Below are 17880 nucleotides of genomic sequence, written 5' to 3' on the forward strand. Positions count from 1 at the left end.
GGCCCTCAGATCGCTAACCGGTGATCGCAGGGGGGCACAGAGTCCCTACGTGCCGAGCCGGATCGATGGCTGCTTCGGACGGGCTTCCTCGACGACTCCGCAGGTTCATCACCAAGTGTCTGAACTGATGCCCGCTGCGTGAGTCCACGCATAGGACCCCCGAACTTCCAAGTTCGGGGGTCCTATGGGGGGCAGGCTCTATTCTCCTCCAGCTCGACAGAAAGTTGATCAACTTTTGAGGCATGCGGCCACCGCGGCGATGACACCAGCAATGACCAAAAGAGTCGCGCCAAAGGCGCGCGCCGGCCGTGACGACGACTGTTGCTGATCTTCGTGTGGGAGGCCATCGACGGCTACGGCCCGGCCCGGGGCGGGCCTGGTACAGCTGCAGCAGTCCCGAGCTATTCCACATGAGGGCTCTTCAGGACGCGCTTGTCTGACGACCTGACATAGTGATGATCGCCGCTCCGAGCAAACAGCCGATGCCGACTGAGAGGTAGGCTAGGTGGTAGCCGGTGAGCTGGTCATCGCTAGTCGCTGCGACCAGGACCATGACCGCCACTCCGACGCTGGCGCCGATCTGCTGTGCCACGACATTCACCGCCCCGGCGACCGCATGTCGTTCCGGCTCGACACCGGTGAGCGCGGCGGACGTCATTGAGGGGAAGTTCAGTCCTTGGCCGATGCCGCTGATCACCAGGCCAGGCAGCACATGCAGCAGATAGCTGCCCTGGTGAGGTGTGCTCATCCACAGCGCTGTTCCTCCGCCGATCAGGACGAGCCCGACGGCCATCAGCGTGCGCGGCGTGTACTTGGCAAGCAGGCGTCCGGTGACGAAGTTGGCGGTAAGGAAAACGCCCGCCGACATCGGTACCAGCGCGAGACCGGACTCGAACGGAGAGTACTTCAGCATCCCCTGCAGATACAGCGGCGCGAAGAACAGCATCCCGACCGAGCCCATGTACTGGAGGAACGCCGCCAGACTCGCTGCCCGTACCGATGCGACCCGGAAGAGGCCGAGAGGAAGCACCGGGTCGGCATTGCGGTGCTCGCACACGACGAAGAGCAGCAGGAATACCACTGCGACGCAGAAAGAACCCCATGCCAACGCGCCGCTACTGCTCGCGCCTACGACCAGCAGGGTGAGGCCGATCGTGCCCGAGATCGCACCGGGCAGGTCCAACTGGCTGCCGCGCCCAACACCACCGGGCAGCCCAGCGCGCGTCGCGGCCAGCACGGCCACCCCCACTACCACCGAGAACCACAGCACCGACCGCCAGCCGAGGAACTGGGTCAGCACACCGCCCAGCAATACCCCGCCGCTGAAGCTCGCTGCGCCGACCGCCGCGTACACACTAAGTGCCCGGTTGCGGACCGGGCCGACCGGAAACACCTCGGTCAGCAGGGCCAGTGCAGCCGGACCCGACAGCGCCGCGCCGATGCCCTGGACCGCACGCGCACCGAGCAGCACCCAGGTGTTCGGCGCCACAGCCCCGACCAACGCGGCCACCGTGAACACTGCGACACCGAGTTCGAACACCCGTCGACGGCCGAACACATCGGCCAGGCGGCCGCCTACCAGCAGGAAGCCGGCGAACGTTACGGCGTAAGCAATCATGACCCACTGGAGCGTGGTGTCGTCCAGGCCGAAACGAGCTCCGACGGATGGCAGTGCGGCATTGAGCACCCCGAGACCACTCACATCTAGTGCGAGCGCCCCGGCTAGCGCCCCAAGTGCCAGTCCCGGCCGGTGCCGTGGCATCACCTCTGTACTGGTCATGCGGGCCTCCCGAGGAACTCGCCGCCGACAAACTGACGGTTGCTGGGGTGTACCCGGATGCTGCTGGACCCGGACAGCTGGGTGGCCGACCCGCCGTCACGTATCCGGTTGACGGCAGCTGCCCGAAGGAAGGGGTAGCTGAGCCGTAATCGGGCGAACACTCCGCCCACAACTGCTACAAGTGTGCAGGGTTGCGCGGCCGCAAGACGATGAGGGGAATGGCTGGATAAGGCGTCGTTGGCACTGCCCGTAGGCTGCTGCCGTGTTGTGGCGAGTTTTATCCGTCCGGTGCCCATCACCAGGACGCGTGCGTCAGCCGACGTCGACTCGTCGTGCATGATTGTCATGCCGAGCAGCTTGCAGTGCCGCTCGCCTGCTGTCCAGACCGGCCTACTTGTACGCCGCTGGAGCGTGTCCCTCACATCCGGGCTGAGCGTTATAGGGCTCCATGGTTTCCCACTCCGCTGGGGCCCAGCGGAGGGCCGCCGCCGACTTTCTCTGCTGGCGACTGCAGTGGGTTACTGATGCAGGCCGGTGGCGCGTCGAAGTTGGCTTATGTTGAACAAGAATGCCTCCTGTTGCCCATTGCGCCCGAATCGCTCGAGTCGTTGCTCGAGAAGAGAGTGAATCGGTCACCTCGGGCAGCAAATCACGCCAGTACACCTCATGATGCACGGCTGACACTTGTATCACCCTGAACAAGGTGGCAGCCTGAAGTTGTCGAGCGAGTGCCTCATGATGCGGCCAGCGCCTTGCGCATCGCGGCGGTGCAGCGGTTGTGCACACGGAGAGTTTCGAGTGTACGTTCCCAATGGCAATGTAGTCGCGAACCAATGCGTTCAGGAGGCACGTGATGCACGCCGGCGGTTGGACTGTCGGGCAGTGATTCTGAAGCAGAGAGCGATCTGTTTCAGCCAAGATGCATTGACGGGGGTCGGGGTGCAGGTACCAGTTCTTCTACCGCCAGGCCTTCCTAATCGGGAGGGGGCAGCCTGCCCAGCAAGATGAGGGTCCCCTTACCTCCTGAGAGGGCTTCGTCGCGTTTGGCTCCCCTGTGGCACGCGTTCTCATGGCCAGTTTCCTGAGCGCTGACTCGCCAGGCTGAGAGTCATTGACCCTGGTCGTTTTGATCGGATCGGCCGCATGCGTGCCGCAGCTTCCTCATCACATGGCTGACCCGATTTCTGAGCCCTTAATCAGCTGGTCGCAAGCTCTGTCAGTCCATTCCATCCGCCCTGCTGAGGAGCCGAAATGCCCCAAGAGCGCGCAGCACGAGATTCGCATGCCGTAACGGAGTTTCTGATTTCTCGTGTTGTTGAGCTGGTGGACTTGTCCAGGGGTGCGGTGGATCGCTGGACACCGATGCGCCAGTACGGCTTGGACTCGTTGAAGTTGTCGGCCCTTGCCGCCTCGTTGTCCGAATTCCTCTGCTGGAAAGTTCCGGTCACCTGGATGTGGCAGTATCCAACCATCGACGAGCTGTCCCGTGCGCTTGTCGATGGTCCTCGTGCCGCAGAGACCGCTGCCCCGAGCAATGCTCGTCGTACGGCATGGCATGAGCCCATCGCGGTCGTGGGCATCGGCTGCCGATTCCCCGGAGGACCAGATCCGTCCTCATTCTGGCAACTGCTGGTCGAGGGCGGCGACGCCGTCGGCCCGGTGCCGGCCGGGCGACGCGACCTCTTGAACGACAAGGTTCGGTGGGGCGGGTTCATCGACGGCATCGACCAGTTCGACCCGCTATTCTTCGGCATCTCCCCCCGCGAAGCCGTCCAGATGGACCCGCAACAGCGCCTCATCCTTGAGCTGTGCTGGGAGGCGCTGGAGGACGCGGGGGTCGCGCCCGACAGCCTCGTCGGCAGCGACACCGGCGTCTTCATGGCCTCCTGCTGGGGCGACTACGCGGCCCTCGCGCACTACCGCGGGCCCGACAATCAGATCACCCCGCACACCGCGACCGGCATGCACGACGGCATCATCGCCAACCGCGTCTCCTACATCCTCGGACTGCAGGGCCCGAGCATGGCCATCGACGCCGCCTGCGCCGGGTCGCTGGTCTCCGTACACGTTGGATGCCAGTCGATCTGGCTGGGCGAGAGCGATCTGGTGCTCGCCGGAGGCGTGAACCTGAGCTTCGTCTCCGACTACTACACTGCCATGGACGCGATGGGCGCGCTCGCCCCGGACGGCCGCTGCAAGTCGTTCGACGCCCGCGCCAACGGCTACGTACGTGGTGAGGGCGCCGGCGTCGTCGCGCTCGCCCCGCTGAGCGTAGCGCTGGAGCGGGACCTGCCGGTGTACTGCCTGATCAAGGGTAGCTCATCCAACAACGACGGTCTGAGCAACGGCATGACCGCGCCGAACCCCCAGGCGCAGGAGAAGATGCTCCGCACCGCCTACCAACGGGCGGGCGTGCCCCCGCACTTGGTGGACTACATCGAGTGCCACGGCTCCGCGACGCCACTGGGCGACCCGATCGAGGCCAACGCCATCGGCGCGGTCCTGGGCGGCGACCGCGCGGAGCCGCTGCGGCTCGGGTCCGTCAAGTCCAACGTCGGGCACCTGGAGGCTGCCGCCGGCATCGTCGGCCTGGTCAAGCTCGCGATGTCGATGCGCAACGGCGTGCTGCCGCCGAGCCTGCACTACACCGCGCCGAACCCGCAGATCATGTTCGACGAGTACAACCTCACCGTCCAGGACCGGCTGACGCCGTGGCCCCGGCGTTCCGACGCGCGCCGCGGCGGGGTCAGCTCGTTCGGCTTCGGCGGCGCGATCTGTCACGTCGCCGTCGAGGAACTGCCGCGCCCCGAGGCCTCGCTACTCCTCCTTGCTGCCGACTCCCGGGAGGCGCTTGCCGAGCGGGCCCGGGCGCTGCGGGACGAGAGTGACCTGCGCGCGGTCTGCCGCAGGGCGCCCGGCAACGGCATGTTCCGGCTCGCGGCCACCGCCCGCGACATGGCCGAACTCAGGACACAGCTGGACGCCTTCGGCACCGGTGAGGCGGCCTCCGGACTGAGCGTCGGGGAGACGACCGGACGCACGCCGCGGGTGGCGTTCCTGTTCTCCGGCAACGGCTCGCAGTGGGTGGGCATGGGTAGGCAACTGCTCGCCGGAATGTCGGTGTTCCGACGGTCCATGATGAGGTCCGACAAGCGGATGCGGGAGCTGCTCGGCTTCTCCATCGTCGATCAGTTGCTCGACCCCGAGGGCCGCATCGACGACATGGATGTTTTCCAGCCACTGCTGTTCTCCATCCAGGTCGCGCTGGCCGAGGCCTGGCGCTCGCTGGGCGTGGAGCCGGACGTCGTCCTGGGGCAGAGCGTCGGTGAATTCGCCGCGTCGCACATCGCCGGCGCGCTCGACTTCGACGACGCCTCCCGCCTAGCCGCCCACCACGGCAGGCTCCTCCAGCAACTGGCCGTGGGACGCGGCGAGGGCATCGTGGTGATGACCGCCGCGGACGAGGTCAAGCAGTATCTGAGTGGCCAACTCACCGTGTCCGGCTACAACGGACTCGGCTCCACCCTGGTCACCGGCACCCCGCAGGAGATCGACGACCTCGTCCAGCGGCTGACCGACGTGGGCGTCACGAACCACCGGGTAAGGATGGGCCACGCCCCGCACTCGCCGTTGGTCGAACACGTCTTGGCCCCGCTCAAGTTCGAACTCGACGGCATCACGCCGCGCACGGCACGCATCCCGATGATCTCGACGGTCACCGGCGAGCTCGTCGATGGCACGGAGCTCGGCCCCGACTACTGGGCGAAGAACTTGCGCCAGGAGATCCGGGTGGTCGACGCCCTGACGAACCTACGCGACCACGACATCGACGTGGTGATCGAGCTCAGCCCGCACCCCGTCCTGCTCAAGTCCGTGTCGGAGATCCTGCCGGCTACCACCCTGCCCTCGCTCCGCCGCGGCGCCGACGAAGCCTCGACCCTGCTGGGCTCCCTCGGCGCGCTGTACACCGCCGGACTCACCGTCACTCAGAGCCCGTTCCTCGTGGGCGACCGTGGGCGGCACGTCAGGTCGGGCGGGGGCGACGTCGCGGCCGACGAGCAGGTACATCTCGTCCCCGTCACGGCGCGTACGGCCGACGCGCTGACCGGCACCTGCCGTGAGCTGTCCAACCACGTCGAACGTGACGCGGGCCTGCGGGTCTCCGACCTCTCCTACACGCTCGCGGCCAGGCGCGCCCACCACAACCACCGCATAGCGCTGTTCGCCCGCAGCCGCCAGGACGTCCTGGACGGACTCGCTCGCGTCGCCGCAGGACAGCCGCACCCCGACGTCGTCACAGGCACGGTCTCCGGCAGCGTCGACCGACGCGTTGCGCTGGTGTTCTCCGGCGGCGGAACGCAGTGGGTCGGCATGGGCCGGGAGCTCCTGCGCTCGCACACCGGATTCCGTACGTGGATGAACGCCTGCGACGTCGCCGTGCGCGCGGCGGGCGGCTGCTCGGTGCTCGACGAACTCGCGGCCTCTGCCGACGAGGCCAGGTTTGAGGAGATGGACTTCCAGCAGCCGGTGCTGTTCGCCCTGCAGGTCTCGCTGGCGAAGGTCTGGCTCGGACTCGGCATCCGGCCGACCGCCGTGGTCGGTCACAGTCTGGGCGAGGTCGCGGCTGCCTGCGTCGCGGGATCGCTGTCGCTGGAGGACGCCGCCCGCGTCGTGGTCGCACGCTCTCACCTGCTCGAACGCAAGGCGGCGCCCGGCGCCATGATCTCGGTCGGCCTGCCGGAGGACGAGCTTGTGCCGAGGCTCGCGCCGTATGCCGAGCACGCGGCGATCGCCGTGGTCAACAGCCCCACCAGCGCGGCGGTCTCGGGCTCGCCCGAAGCCGTCGACGCCCTTGAGGCCGACCTGGAGCGGGATGGGGTCTCGACCCAGCGGATCCGCGTGGAGCGACCGGTGCACGGCCCCGGCATGGGCCCGCTGCTCGAGCCGCTGCGCGAGACCATCGCCGGCATCACGCCGCTGCTGAACACCGTCGAGTTCCGTTCCACGGCACTGGCCGGCGCAGTGGACCCGGTCGCCGACGTCGACTACTGGGTGCACAACCTGCGCAACCAGGTCCGGTTCGCCGAGACGATCGGCACGCTGGTCGACGAAGGTGTCTCCACCTTTATCGAGATTGGGCCGCACGAGACGCTGCGCGGCGCGGTCGAGGAGATCGCGCTGAGCCGTGGTGCCCAGGTACACGCGATCAACTCCCTGCGGCGGGGCGAGAGCGACGTCCGCTGTCTGCTGGGGGCCGCCGCTTCCCTGTACGTCAGGGGCCTTCCGCTGACCTTCGACTCGTTGTTCGCCGACGACGTCGAGGTCGTGGAGACCCCGCTCGTGCAGTGGCAGAAGGACCGCTACTGGCTGGACACCACGCCGACGCCTCGCCGTGATGTCGCGCAGGTTCCCGCGCTTGCCCCCGCCGCGGCGGTGACCGTGACAGAAGCCGCGGTCGCGCCGGTGGAGGAAAGGGCCGTGGAGAAGGAGAGCAGGTCGGTCGAGGAGATCGTCCTCGCCGAACTCGCCGACGCGCTGGGCGTCCCGGTGAGCAGGTTCGACATCAAGGCAGGTCTGCGCGAGTTTGGTCTGGACTCGATGCTGGCGATTCGCCTGGTCAACAGGATGCAAGCGCTGTTCGGGCAGCGGGTGTCGCCGGTCGTCTTCCTGGACGGCCGGATGATATCCGAGGTCGTCGACCACTTCGTCGAGATCACCGGCGGGCCTGCCACTCCCCCGGCTGCCCAGCCGAAGCCCGTCGCGGTGGCGAAGCCGGAGCCCCAGGCAGCGGCCGAACCCGCACCCGAGGCCAAGCCCGCCCAGCCCTTCCTCGACGACCTCTCCGAGCTGGACGCCGAAGAGCTCGTGGAGGAGCTGGACGCACGCGGCCTCCTCGTCCCCGCCGACACACCGGCGTTGGACCAGCTGCGCGCCGAAGGACTCGGTCTCGAACTGGCACCGGCCTCGCACGGCCAGGCCTCGCTGTGGTTCATGCAGATGGTCTCGCCGGACGCCGTGCCCTATAACTTCATGGTCGCCGCCCGGATCAGGACCGAGGTCGACGAGAAGGCGCTCGACCGCGCCGTACGGGCTGTGATCGAGCGGCATCCCGCGCTGCGCACGATCTTCGTGGAGGCCGGAGGCCGTCCGTACCAGGTCATTCTGGACGATTCGGTGTACGAGTTCTACGTGGCCGACAGCACGGACCTGGACGACGAAGAGGCCCGCGAGGAACTGGCGCGGCTCGGGCACCTGCCACTCGACATGGACAACGGACCGCTCGTGCGGGTCGTCCTCATGACGCGTGGCCCCGCGGACCACTACCTGCTGGTACTCGTCCATCACATCGCGTCGGACGCGGCGTCGGCGGACGTGATGATCCGCGAACTCCAGGAGTACTACGAGGGCGCGGACCCCGCCGAAAGCGCGCCGGCGGCCCCGTACACGGAGTTCGTCGAGTGGGAGAGGCAGTGGCTTGCGAGCCCTGTCGCCGACGCGGCGCTGGACTGGTGGTCGCGGAAGCTGGCCGACCCGCCCGCGCACCTCGACCTGTCCACCAAGGAGCGGCCCCCGGGCGTCACGTACGAAGGCCGCGACATCGCGTTTCGCTGGAGCGCCGAAGAGTCCCGCATGTTGCGGGAGTTCGCAGTTCGCGAGGGTGTGTCGATCAGCACGGTAGTGCTTGCCGGGTTCTTCGCCACGCTCAACCGTGCGGTGAGCACGGAGGATGCCGTTCTGGCCACCGCCATCGCCCAACGCGCGGAGCCCGGTCGAGAGTCCGCCATCGGCTACTACGTCAACACGGTGCTTGTGCGGGCGAACCCGGCCGGTGACCGCAGCTTCCGCGACCTGCTGCGCGAGGTGCATGCCTTCTCGCTCGGCCTCCTGGAGCACATGCACTACCCCTTCGACCTGTTGACGTCCCATTTAAAGCCACCCCGGGCCGAGGGCCGCTCCCCGTGGTCCGACGTGGTGGTCAACTGGCTGTCCTCGGACGCCTTTCCGCGCTCCGTCAAGCTCTTCCACGGCGTCGGCGAGACCGTCTCGCCCGACGGCGCCCTGCCGCTCGAACCACTCCAGGTCCGCAGGCACCTCGCCAAGTTCGACCTGGAGATCTCGATGGCCGACATCGACGGCGAAGTCGTGGGACACGTCCAGTACAAACCGAGCCTCCTGGAAAGGCAGACCGTGACGGCACTGCTCGCGCTCTACCGCACTGTGCTCTTCGACTCGATCGCCCAACCCGACCTAACCCTCGAGGACATCGCGTCCGACGGGCTCCCCGAGGAGACGGACCAGTGACCGTGACCCTGCACTCCGAGTTCATCGAGCAAGCGGTCAAGAGCCCCGACGCAACCGCGGTCTACTCCGACGCCGGCGTCCTGACCTACGGCGAGCTGGACGAGCGGTCCCGCCTGTTGGCCGAGCGCCTTATCGCCGACGGCGCGGGGCCCGGTGTCCCGGTCGGCATCTGCGTTGAACGCACCCCCGACCTGCTCGTCGGCATCCTGGCCGCGCTGCGGGCAGAGTCCTGCTACGTACCCCTGGACCCAAACTACCCGCCCGAGCGGCTGACTTTCATGGTCCGGGACAGCGGAACCCGTCTGCTGATGACCACGCCCCTGTCCCGGGCCAACTGCCCGGCGGGACCGACCGTGGTCGTGCTCGACGAGACGGTGACGACCGAGCCAGGCGAGAAGCCCGTGCCGGTCGTGCCCGGCGACACCGCGTACATCATCTACACGTCGGGGTCCACCGGCCGGCCCAAGGGCGTGGCCATCCACCACAGCGGCTGCGTCGCCATGCTGTCCGAGGTGGACCGGCTCTTCGAGGGCTGCGACCTGAGCGGTGTCTCGGCGGCAAGTTCGGTCTGCTTCGACATGTCCGTGATGGAAATCTTTGCCGCGCTGTGCCGCGGTGGCGCGGTCGTGCTCGTGGAGAGCGCCGTCCATCTGCCGGAGAGCCAGTACGTCGACAAGGTCACCCACCTCAACGTCATCCCGTCGGTGATGAACGGCCTGCTGGACGCCGGGTATCTACCGTCGAGCGTACGCACCGTCGTGTTCGGTGGCGAGCCCCTGCGGCGCAAACTGGTGGACCGGGCCTACCACGAGACCAACGCCGACCGGGTCTTCAACGCCTACGGTCCCACCGAGGGAACCGTCTTCTGCTCGTATGGACTTGTGCCGAAGAACGGGACGGACGAGCCGACGATCGGCCCACCGTCGGCCCACGCCCGTACCTACGTGCTCGACAAGAACCTGAATCGGCAGCCGGTCGGCGTGCCCGGCGAGTTGTACATCGGCGGCGTCGGCCTGGCCCACGGCTACGTCAACCGGCCCCGCACCACGGCCGAGCGGTTCGTGCCGGACCCGTTCGTCAACGGCGAGCGCATGTACCGCACTGGTGATGTCGTCACGTTCACCGCCGACGGCGAACTCCAGTTCGTCGGTCGCACGGACCACCAGGTCAAGCTGCGCGGCTACCGCATCGAGCTGGAGGAGGTCGAGGCCCGCCTCACCGGCTGCCTCGAGGTACGGGACGCCGCCGCCGTCGTACGGGGCAACCGGCTTATCGGCTACGTCGTGCCCGAGGGGGGAGCCCGGGACGGCGTCTGGGTGGACGCCGCGCTCCAGACCACCATCAACGGCAGGCTTGCCACCGAGCTGCCCGACTACATGGTGCCGGGGACGATCGTGTTCCTGACCGCGCTGCCGTTGGCGCCGGGCGGGAAGCTCGACCGGGCCGCGCTTCCCGAGCCGCCGGCCGCCGACTCCGAGGGGCCCATGACGGCCGCCAGTACGCCGACCGAGGTGGCGGTCTCGGAGATCTGGGGCCAGCTGCTCGACCTCGAACCGGCGAGCATCGATGTCCAGGCCGCCTTCTACGACCTGGGCGGCGACTCGCTGCTGCTCGTCCGCCTCGCCCGGCTGATGACCCGGAGGTTCGACCGCCGTGTCCGCGTGCCCGACCTGTTCAGCTTCCGTGACATCTCCTCCCTCGCCCGCTGGCTCGACGAGGAGAGCGGCGCCACCCCGGAGGTGGTCCGGACGGCCCGCCGCCGCGCGGGCGCCCGCCGTGCCGCGCTGCGCGGCCGTGCCGCCTCCAGCAGGAACTGAGTCACCGTCAACTCAATCCGGAGCAGGAGCCTTCCATGACCGAAAGCCCCGAGCAGGACTACGACCCAGGCGATGTAGCCGTCATCGGCATGTCCCTGCGGGCGCCCGATGCCCGCACCAAGGAGCAGTTCTGGGACAACCTCGTCCACGGCAGGGAGTCCGTGTCCTTCCTGGCCAAGGACGACATCCGCGTCGACGAGACCCTGATCCACAGCCCGTTCTACGTGCGGGCCTGCGGTGTGCTCGACACGTACGACAAGTTCGACCCGTCGGTGTTCGGCATCAGCGACCGGATGGCGGCCGCGATGACGCCGGAGAACCGGCTGTTCCTGGAGAGCGCATGGGAGACGCTCGAGGACGGCGGCTACGACCCGGACCGGATCAACGCCGAGATAGGCATGTATGGCGCCAACAACCCGCAGACCGCCGCCCTTTACAGCTCCCCGCCGGACCGCGTGTCGGTCGGTCCCGAGGCGATCGAGGCGAGCCTGGCCTGGTCGCCGGACACCATGACGTCCAACGCCCTATACTACATGGGTCTCATCGGTGAGGCCGTCACCGTCGCCGCGGTCTGCGCGGGCTTCCACTACTCGGTGCATCTGGCCTGCCAGTCGCTGCTGCTCGGTCAGACCGACATGGCGATCGCCGGCGGCTCGATGGTCCGTCTGCCGCACCCCCGCGGTCACCTGTGGGAGGAGAACCGCATCCTGTCGAAGGACGGCCACTGCCGGCCGTTCGACGCCAACGGCACCGGCACCGCGCTGTCCAGCGGCGTCGTCACTGTGCTGCTCAAGCCGCTGGGGCAGGCCGTCGCCGACCGCGACCACATCTACGCCGTGGTCAAGGGCTCGGCCGTCAACAACAACGGCGTCAGCGTGATGGCCTACGGCCTGGCCCAGCCCGAGCGGATGAGCGCGTGCATCGCCAACGCCATGGAGGTCGGCGGCGTCACCCCGGACACCGTCTCCATGTACGAGGCCAACGGTCTCGGCATGCCGATGACCGACGAGCTCGAAGTGCACGCCGCGAGCATGGCCTTCGGCAAACAGACCGCCACCACCTCGATCGGCGGTGTCAAGGGCAACGTGGGCCACGGCGGCGTGGTGTCGGGCGGTTTCGGCGCCATCAAGGCCGCGATGTCCCTGTACCACAAGACACTGCCGGCGACGATCAACCTGACCGAGGTCAACGAGGACCTCGACCTCCCCAGCACCCCGTTCGTGCCGCAGCTGGAGACGGCGGACTGGGGTCCGGAGTCCGGCATCCGCCGCGCGGGCATCACCTCGATCGGCGGTGGCGGCTACAACGCGCACCTGGTCCTCGAAGAACCACCGTCCCTCGCCGAGCGTGCTCCCGAGGCCGAGGGCAGGCCGCGCCTGGCCACGCTGTCCGCCCTGGACGACGAGGCGCTCGCCCGGCAGCGCGCACGGCTGAAGGACTGGCTGGTAGCCCACCCCGACCTGCGTCTCGACGACATCTGCTTCAGCCTCAACCTGGGCCGCAAGGTGATGGCGCGCCGCTGGGCGGCCGTGGTCCGTAGCCGCGAGGAACTGGTCGCCGCGCTGTCTGACGACTCCGCCCACGGCCCGGCCACCAAGACCGCCGCAGCACCGCGGGTGGACGTCGACGCGTTCCAGCGCAACGACAAGGGAATCGTGCAGACCGGGAAGGACGCGCAGGCGCTGTCCGAGCTGGCCGCCGCCTGGGTGACCGGCCAGCAGGTGGACTTCGACTCCCTGCACCAGGGGGAGACCAGCCACCGGGTGCCGCTGCCCACGTATCCGTTCCAGCCGCGCCGGTTCTGGCGTACGGACTGGTGATCATGAGTTCACCGGCACTGGACACCCTGGACCTGGGCGACCCGGACACCTTCGCGGACCACGACCTCGACACGTTCTGGCGCCGCCTGCGGGACACCGCACCGGTGCACTGGAACCCCCCGGTCGACGGCCGCCGCGGATTCTGGGTGCTCTCCCGCTACGACGACATCATGGCCACCTACCGGGACAACACGAACTTTACGTCCGAGCGCGGCAACGTGCTGGTCACGCTGCTGGAGGGCGGTGACGCCGGGGCTGGCCGGATGCTGGCCGTCACTGACGGGCGCCGCCACCACGAGCTGCGCAAGATCCTTCAACGGGTGCTCTCGCCGAGGGTGCTCAATGAGGTGGCGCAGACGGTGCGGGCCAACACCCGGCAGTGGATCCGCGAGGCGGTCGAGTCGGGCGGCTGCGACTTCGCCGAGCAGATCGCCAGCCGGATCCCGATGACCACTATCTCGAACCTGCTCGGCGTGCCCGAGCAGGACAGGGAGTTCCTGCTCTCGCTCACCAAGACCGCGCTGTCGACTGACGACGAGGGGGTCGACGAGGTCGACTCCGAGATGGCCCGCAACGAGATCCTGATGTACTTCATGGAACTCGTCGAGGAGCGTCGCGATTCCCCGGGCGACGACGTGATCAGCATGTTGGTCGGCAGTTCCATCGACGGTGTGCCGCTGTCCGACGAGGACGTCGTGCTCAACTGCTACAGCCTGATCATCGGGGGCGACGAGACCAGCCGTCTCACGATGATCGACTGCGTCCGCACGCTCGCGGTCGAGACCGGGCAGTGGCGGCGGCTCAAGCAAGGGGAGGTCGCGGTCGACACCGCGGTGGACGAGGTACTGCGCTGGGCCTCGCCCACAATGCACTTCGGGCGCAGCGTCGTCCGCGAGACCGAGCTGCACGGTGTGACGCTGCGTCCCGGCGAGATCGTCACGCTGTGGCACGCTTCGGGCAACCGGGACGAGCGGGTCTTCGAGCGGCCCGGGGATTTCGACCTCGGCCGCACCCCCAACAAGCACATGGCCTTCGGGTACGGACCGCACTTCTGCGTCGGCTCCTACTTGGCCAAGGTGGAGATCTCCGAACTGCTCCAGTCGCTGCGGGACTTCATCACAGGCTTCGAGCAGACCGACGAGGCGCTGCCCATCCGATCCAACTTCCTAACCGGGTTCTCCACGCTCCCGGTGCGGTTCCTGCCCGATCACTCCGGACTGAAAGAGGTCCTTTAATGAGCGGCAACCCCTTCGACGATGGCAGCGAATACGGCGGGCTGGGGGTGACGAACGCCGCCGAGCAGTACGTGCTGTGGTGCCCGCACCTGGACGTGCCGAAGGGCTGGCGAATCGTCCACTCCTGCCCCGACCGTGACGGCGCCCTCAACTACGTCGAACGGCACTTCACCGCGGCGGTGGGAGCGCCGGCGGCCTGACGCTGACAGACACCCGCCCAGCGACCGCAGGAGTGCGAATGAACATCTACATTTCAGGACAGGGGGCCTTCGCGGTACAGGTCGCGGAAGCTCTCCTCGATGAAGGGCACAAGATCGTCGGTGCGGCAGCGCCCCGGCTGCGCAAGGGGAGGTCCGACGAGAGCAACGCGATGTCCTGGGACCGCCTGCGCTCCTGGGCGTTCCCCCGGGACATCCCGTGGACGGACTCGGCCGAACTGCGCGCGATGCACATCCCCGACGGGGTAGACATCATCGTCGCCGCGCACTCGCACGCCTTCCTCGGCCGCTATACGCGGGCCAGGGCCTCCGTCGCCACCATCGGCTACCACCCCAGCCTGCTGCCGCTCCACCGCGGCAGGGACGCGATCCGGTGGACGATCCGTGACGGCGACAAAGTGACGGGCGGGAGCGTCTACCACCTCACCGAGCGCACCGACGCCGGTCCGCTCGCCGGACAGGAGCACCTGTTCGTTCCCCCGGGCTCGACCGCGCAGAGCCTGTGGCGCGAGCATCTGGCCCCGCTCGGCGTGCGGTTGCTCCTGAAGGTGGTCGCCGACCTCGCCGAGGGCAAGCGGATCGAGGTCCCGCAGGACGAGAAGATGGCGACCTGGGAGCCCGCGATGAGCGCGCAACCGCTGTTCAAGCCCGAACTCGTCGCACTGCCCGGAACGGCGTCCATCGACGGCAGCAGGTGGGCACTTTACGCGCAGTGAACCTTTCTCGCCCCGATCGACAGGCGATCTCGACGGCGTGAAGGGCGGCGGTCCGGCTGGTGCTGCAGCGGGTCTTTGCGGGATTTTGAGTCCATGGTGTCGGTCCCGGAGCGCGACCCCCGACATGACTGTCGAGCTGCGTTTATCGATCGTTTATCGCTGCGTGATCCAATCAGTTCCGCCGCGCGCTCTGCTTGCTGCGAGTGTTGCTGGCCTGGCACGCCCCTCCTGTACCACGTCAACGGCATCAGCAGCTAGTGCTTTATGCGTACGGGAGAGATGCGAAAGGCACGATCGATCGGCCGGCCTTAGGAACCGCAGATGCTACGCCGCCGCGAAATCGAGCGAGGAGTGTTGTCTTTAGGCCGATTGGTAGCAGTTCAAGGTCTGGTACTCCGACAAGCCAACGGTTGCACGCAGCGATTCAATCTGGAGTGAAATGCCTGATCAGACGACCCTGGCCGATCGCATGAGGGGAACGGGCACTCTCGCCGTCCAGGCGGCGCCCAAGATCGAGGCGAGCGTCAGCGGACATGCCCAGCGACTGAGCCAGTTACTCAAGGAAGCCCGAGCTAGGTCCGGGCTGACGCAGGAACAACTGGCTGGCCTCTCTACGGTCAGCGTTCGGGCCATCCGTGACCTCGAACTGGGACGTGTCCAGCGGCCGCGAAAGGAGACCGTCCGGCTCCTGGCCGACGCCATGCGGCTCAGCGGCCCGCGTCGCGCCGCCCTCGAGATGGCGGCCGGCAGCCAGCCCGTCGCCGACACGCTCCAGAAGGTGGATAACACTCACTCCGCCGTACCCCCAATGTCGACCGGACCGTTCGTCGGTCGTGGTCCGCAGCTGCGCGCCGTCACCGAACTGCTGGGCACCGATGGCGAGCGGCTCGTCAGCATCGTCGGCGGCATGGGCGTGGGTAAGACCCGGCTGGCTCTCGAAGCCGCTCAGGTACTGCATCGCAGGCATCAGACTCCAATCGTGTGGGTGCCGATGGGAGGCTCGGTCAACGCTCTAGCGGGGCGGCCCCAGCAGGTGCTCGCCAACTGGGTGCGCGAGTTGCTCAATGACTGTGGTTCGTTAGCCGAGCTCACACAGGTCATCGACGGGACCCCGTTGCTTGTCCTCGATGGCCTGGAGGTGAGCGGTGCAGTGAAGTCGGCGGTTGTCCAACTCCTAGACATGAACCCGCGGTTGAGAGTCCTCGTCACTACCAGGGACCCCGAACTGGGTCTCGGCGGCCGATTACTGGCGCTCGCGCCGTTAGCCCCGCGCGCCGACAGCACATCGGTGGCCCTCGCCGAGCAGCCGGCAGTGTCCCTAATGATGTCCTACCTGCGGCACCTGCGGCCCGAGGTCCTGCCCACCGAAGCTGTCGTCGCCACCATGGCCCGCGTCTGCCAAGCCCTTGACGGAGTACCCCTGGCACTCGAGTCCGCGGCCTCCTGGCTCTCCGTCTACGCCCCTCACCAACTCCTCGAAGCGGCCCAGCGCTCCCCAGTGACCCTCACCGAGCCAGTTTCCGACCCCGGTGCCGCTTTCGGGCTTCGCTGTGCCCTGGAACACTCCATCGCCCGACTCTCCCCGCAGCACGGAGCCCTCCTGCACGCCCTCGCCGGATACGAGAGTTCCTGGACCGTCGACACCGTCGCGCACGACACACGGGGCAACCCGGCATGGGTCGGACGCGGAGTGCACGCGCTGCTGGTGCGAGGACTGATCTGCCCGGTCGGTGCCGAGGAGTCGCAAGCTGACGGGGTGAGCCGCTTCAGCGTCCTTAACTTGGTCAAGCACCTGCTGGCAGCGGAACGTCGGGCCCCTCTGCCCGTCGCCGCCCAGGTGCCCGCCGCCGTCTCTCCCATCGAATCCGTAGAAAGGCTCGCCACCCCGATATGCGCAACTTGATTTCGCTCACCGATCTGAACTCCGCCGAACTCGAATATCTCGTCGCGCGCGCCACCCGCTTCGGCCGCGAAGGAGCGCGGGCCAAGAGCCTCGCTGACCGGGCCGTCGGCGTCTACTTCAACAAGTCTTCCACCCGGACCCGTACCTCGTTCTGGGCCGGCGCCACCCGGCTCGGCGCCCACACCATCGCCTACGGACCCGACGACCTCCAACTCGTCACCGGCGAGACGCTCCAGGACACCGCCCGCGTCCTGTCGCAGTACCTCGACACCCTGGTCGTACGGACCAACGGCCCCCTCGGGGAGATGCGCAGCCTGAGCGAGAGCGCCTCCCTCCCCGTCGTCAACGCTCTGAGCGAGTGCGAACACCCCACCCAGGCAATCGCAGATCTGACCACCGTCGCCGAGGAGTTCGGCTCCCTGGCCGGGCGGCACGTGCTGTGTGTCGGCGAGGGCAACAGCTCGGCCACGGCCCTGGCGTACGCTGCGGCCCTCACCCCCGGGCTGCGGCTCACCCTGCTGTGTCCGGCCGGCTACGGAGTCCCCGACCACGTCCTCGAAACCGTCGAGCGGCTGGGCGCCGGCCGCGCCCACGTGACGCAGTGCACCGGCATCGACCAGGTCACCGGAACAGTGGACGCCATTTACACCAGCCGCTGGCAGACCATGGGCGTACCGAAGAGGGACGCCGACTGGCTCAAGGCGTTCGAGGGGTTCCGTATCGACGAGGAGTTCGTCGCCAAGGTCGCGTCTTCGCACACCGTGTTCCTGCACGACCTGCCCGCAGTGCGTGGCCAGGAGGTGAGCGACGGCGTGCTCGACGGCGCACGCAGCCGCGCCTGGCGGCAGGCACACCACAAGATGACGGCGGCTATGTCTGTACTGGAGTGGTGCATCACCGGCACTGAGCACGAGCACTGAATGACAACCGCACGTCGCATGTAGAAGAACGCAGAGGCCAAGCGGCTGTACACAGCGGAGGGGGGGGGGGGGGGGGGGGGGGGGGGGGGGGGGGGCGCGCGGGGGGGGGGGGGGGGGGGGGGGGGGTGGGGGCGGCCCCCCCCCCCCCAAAAAAGAACCAGGCGGCCGC

General features: G+C 67.9%; 9 protein-coding genes. 8 read left to right on the plus strand and 1 reads right to left on the minus strand.

Going from position 1 to position 17880, the window contains the following annotated elements:
* Positions 1–421: 421 nt before the first annotated feature.
* Positions 422–1780 (minus strand): MFS transporter, encoded by a 1359-nt coding sequence (locus ACH4NX_RS20165; protein WP_398129218.1) that lies wholly within the window; start codon positions 1778–1780, stop codon positions 422–424.
* Positions 1781–3031: 1251 nt separating this feature from the next.
* Here ACH4NX_RS20165 and ACH4NX_RS20170 point away from each other — a divergent pair.
* The 8 genes from ACH4NX_RS20170 (at position 3032) to ACH4NX_RS20205 (ending at position 17711) form a co-directional block, all read left to right on the plus strand.
* Positions 3032–9082: an acyltransferase domain-containing protein gene (locus ACH4NX_RS20170; RefSeq protein ID WP_398129217.1), complete on the plus strand. Its 6051-nt coding sequence runs from the start codon at positions 3032–3034 to the stop codon at positions 9080–9082.
* Entirely contained in the window at positions 9079–10899 is a 1821-nt protein-coding gene (locus tag ACH4NX_RS20175; protein WP_398129216.1) for an amino acid adenylation domain-containing protein, read from the plus strand. Before ACH4NX_RS20170 ends, ACH4NX_RS20175 begins: the two co-directional genes overlap by 4 nt.
* Positions 10900–10934: 35 nt before the next feature.
* A complete protein-coding gene (locus ACH4NX_RS20180) occupies positions 10935–12719 on the plus strand; it encodes a beta-ketoacyl synthase N-terminal-like domain-containing protein (RefSeq protein ID WP_398129215.1) in 1785 nt (594 codons plus the stop codon).
* Between the two features lie 2 nt (positions 12720–12721).
* Positions 12722–13954 carry a cytochrome P450 gene (locus tag ACH4NX_RS20185; protein WP_398129214.1) on the plus strand — a complete coding sequence of 411 codons (1233 nt, stop codon included), beginning with the start codon at positions 12722–12724 and terminating at the stop codon, positions 13952–13954.
* Entirely contained in the window at positions 13954–14154 is a 201-nt protein-coding gene (locus ACH4NX_RS20190) for an MbtH family NRPS accessory protein (RefSeq protein WP_398129213.1), read from the plus strand. Before ACH4NX_RS20185 ends, ACH4NX_RS20190 begins: the two co-directional genes overlap by 1 nt.
* Before the next feature lie 38 nt (positions 14155–14192).
* A complete protein-coding gene (locus ACH4NX_RS20195) occupies positions 14193–14888 on the plus strand; it encodes a formyltransferase family protein (RefSeq protein ID WP_398129212.1) in 696 nt (231 codons plus the stop codon).
* Between the two features lie 439 nt (positions 14889–15327).
* Complete coding sequence (locus ACH4NX_RS20200) at positions 15328–16791, plus strand: helix-turn-helix domain-containing protein (protein WP_398129211.1); 1464 nt, start codon at positions 15328–15330, stop codon at positions 16789–16791.
* The gene (locus tag ACH4NX_RS20205; RefSeq protein ID WP_398129210.1) at positions 16779–17711 is read left to right on the plus strand and encodes an ornithine carbamoyltransferase; all 933 of its coding nucleotides are present in this window, start codon (positions 16779–16781) and stop codon (positions 17709–17711) included. Before ACH4NX_RS20200 ends, ACH4NX_RS20205 begins: the two co-directional genes overlap by 13 nt.
* Positions 17712–17880: the final 169 nt, after the last annotated feature.

The organism is Streptomyces sp. NPDC017225, assembly GCF_044331465.1.
Lineage (GTDB): Bacteria > Actinomycetota > Actinomycetes > Streptomycetales > Streptomycetaceae > Streptomyces.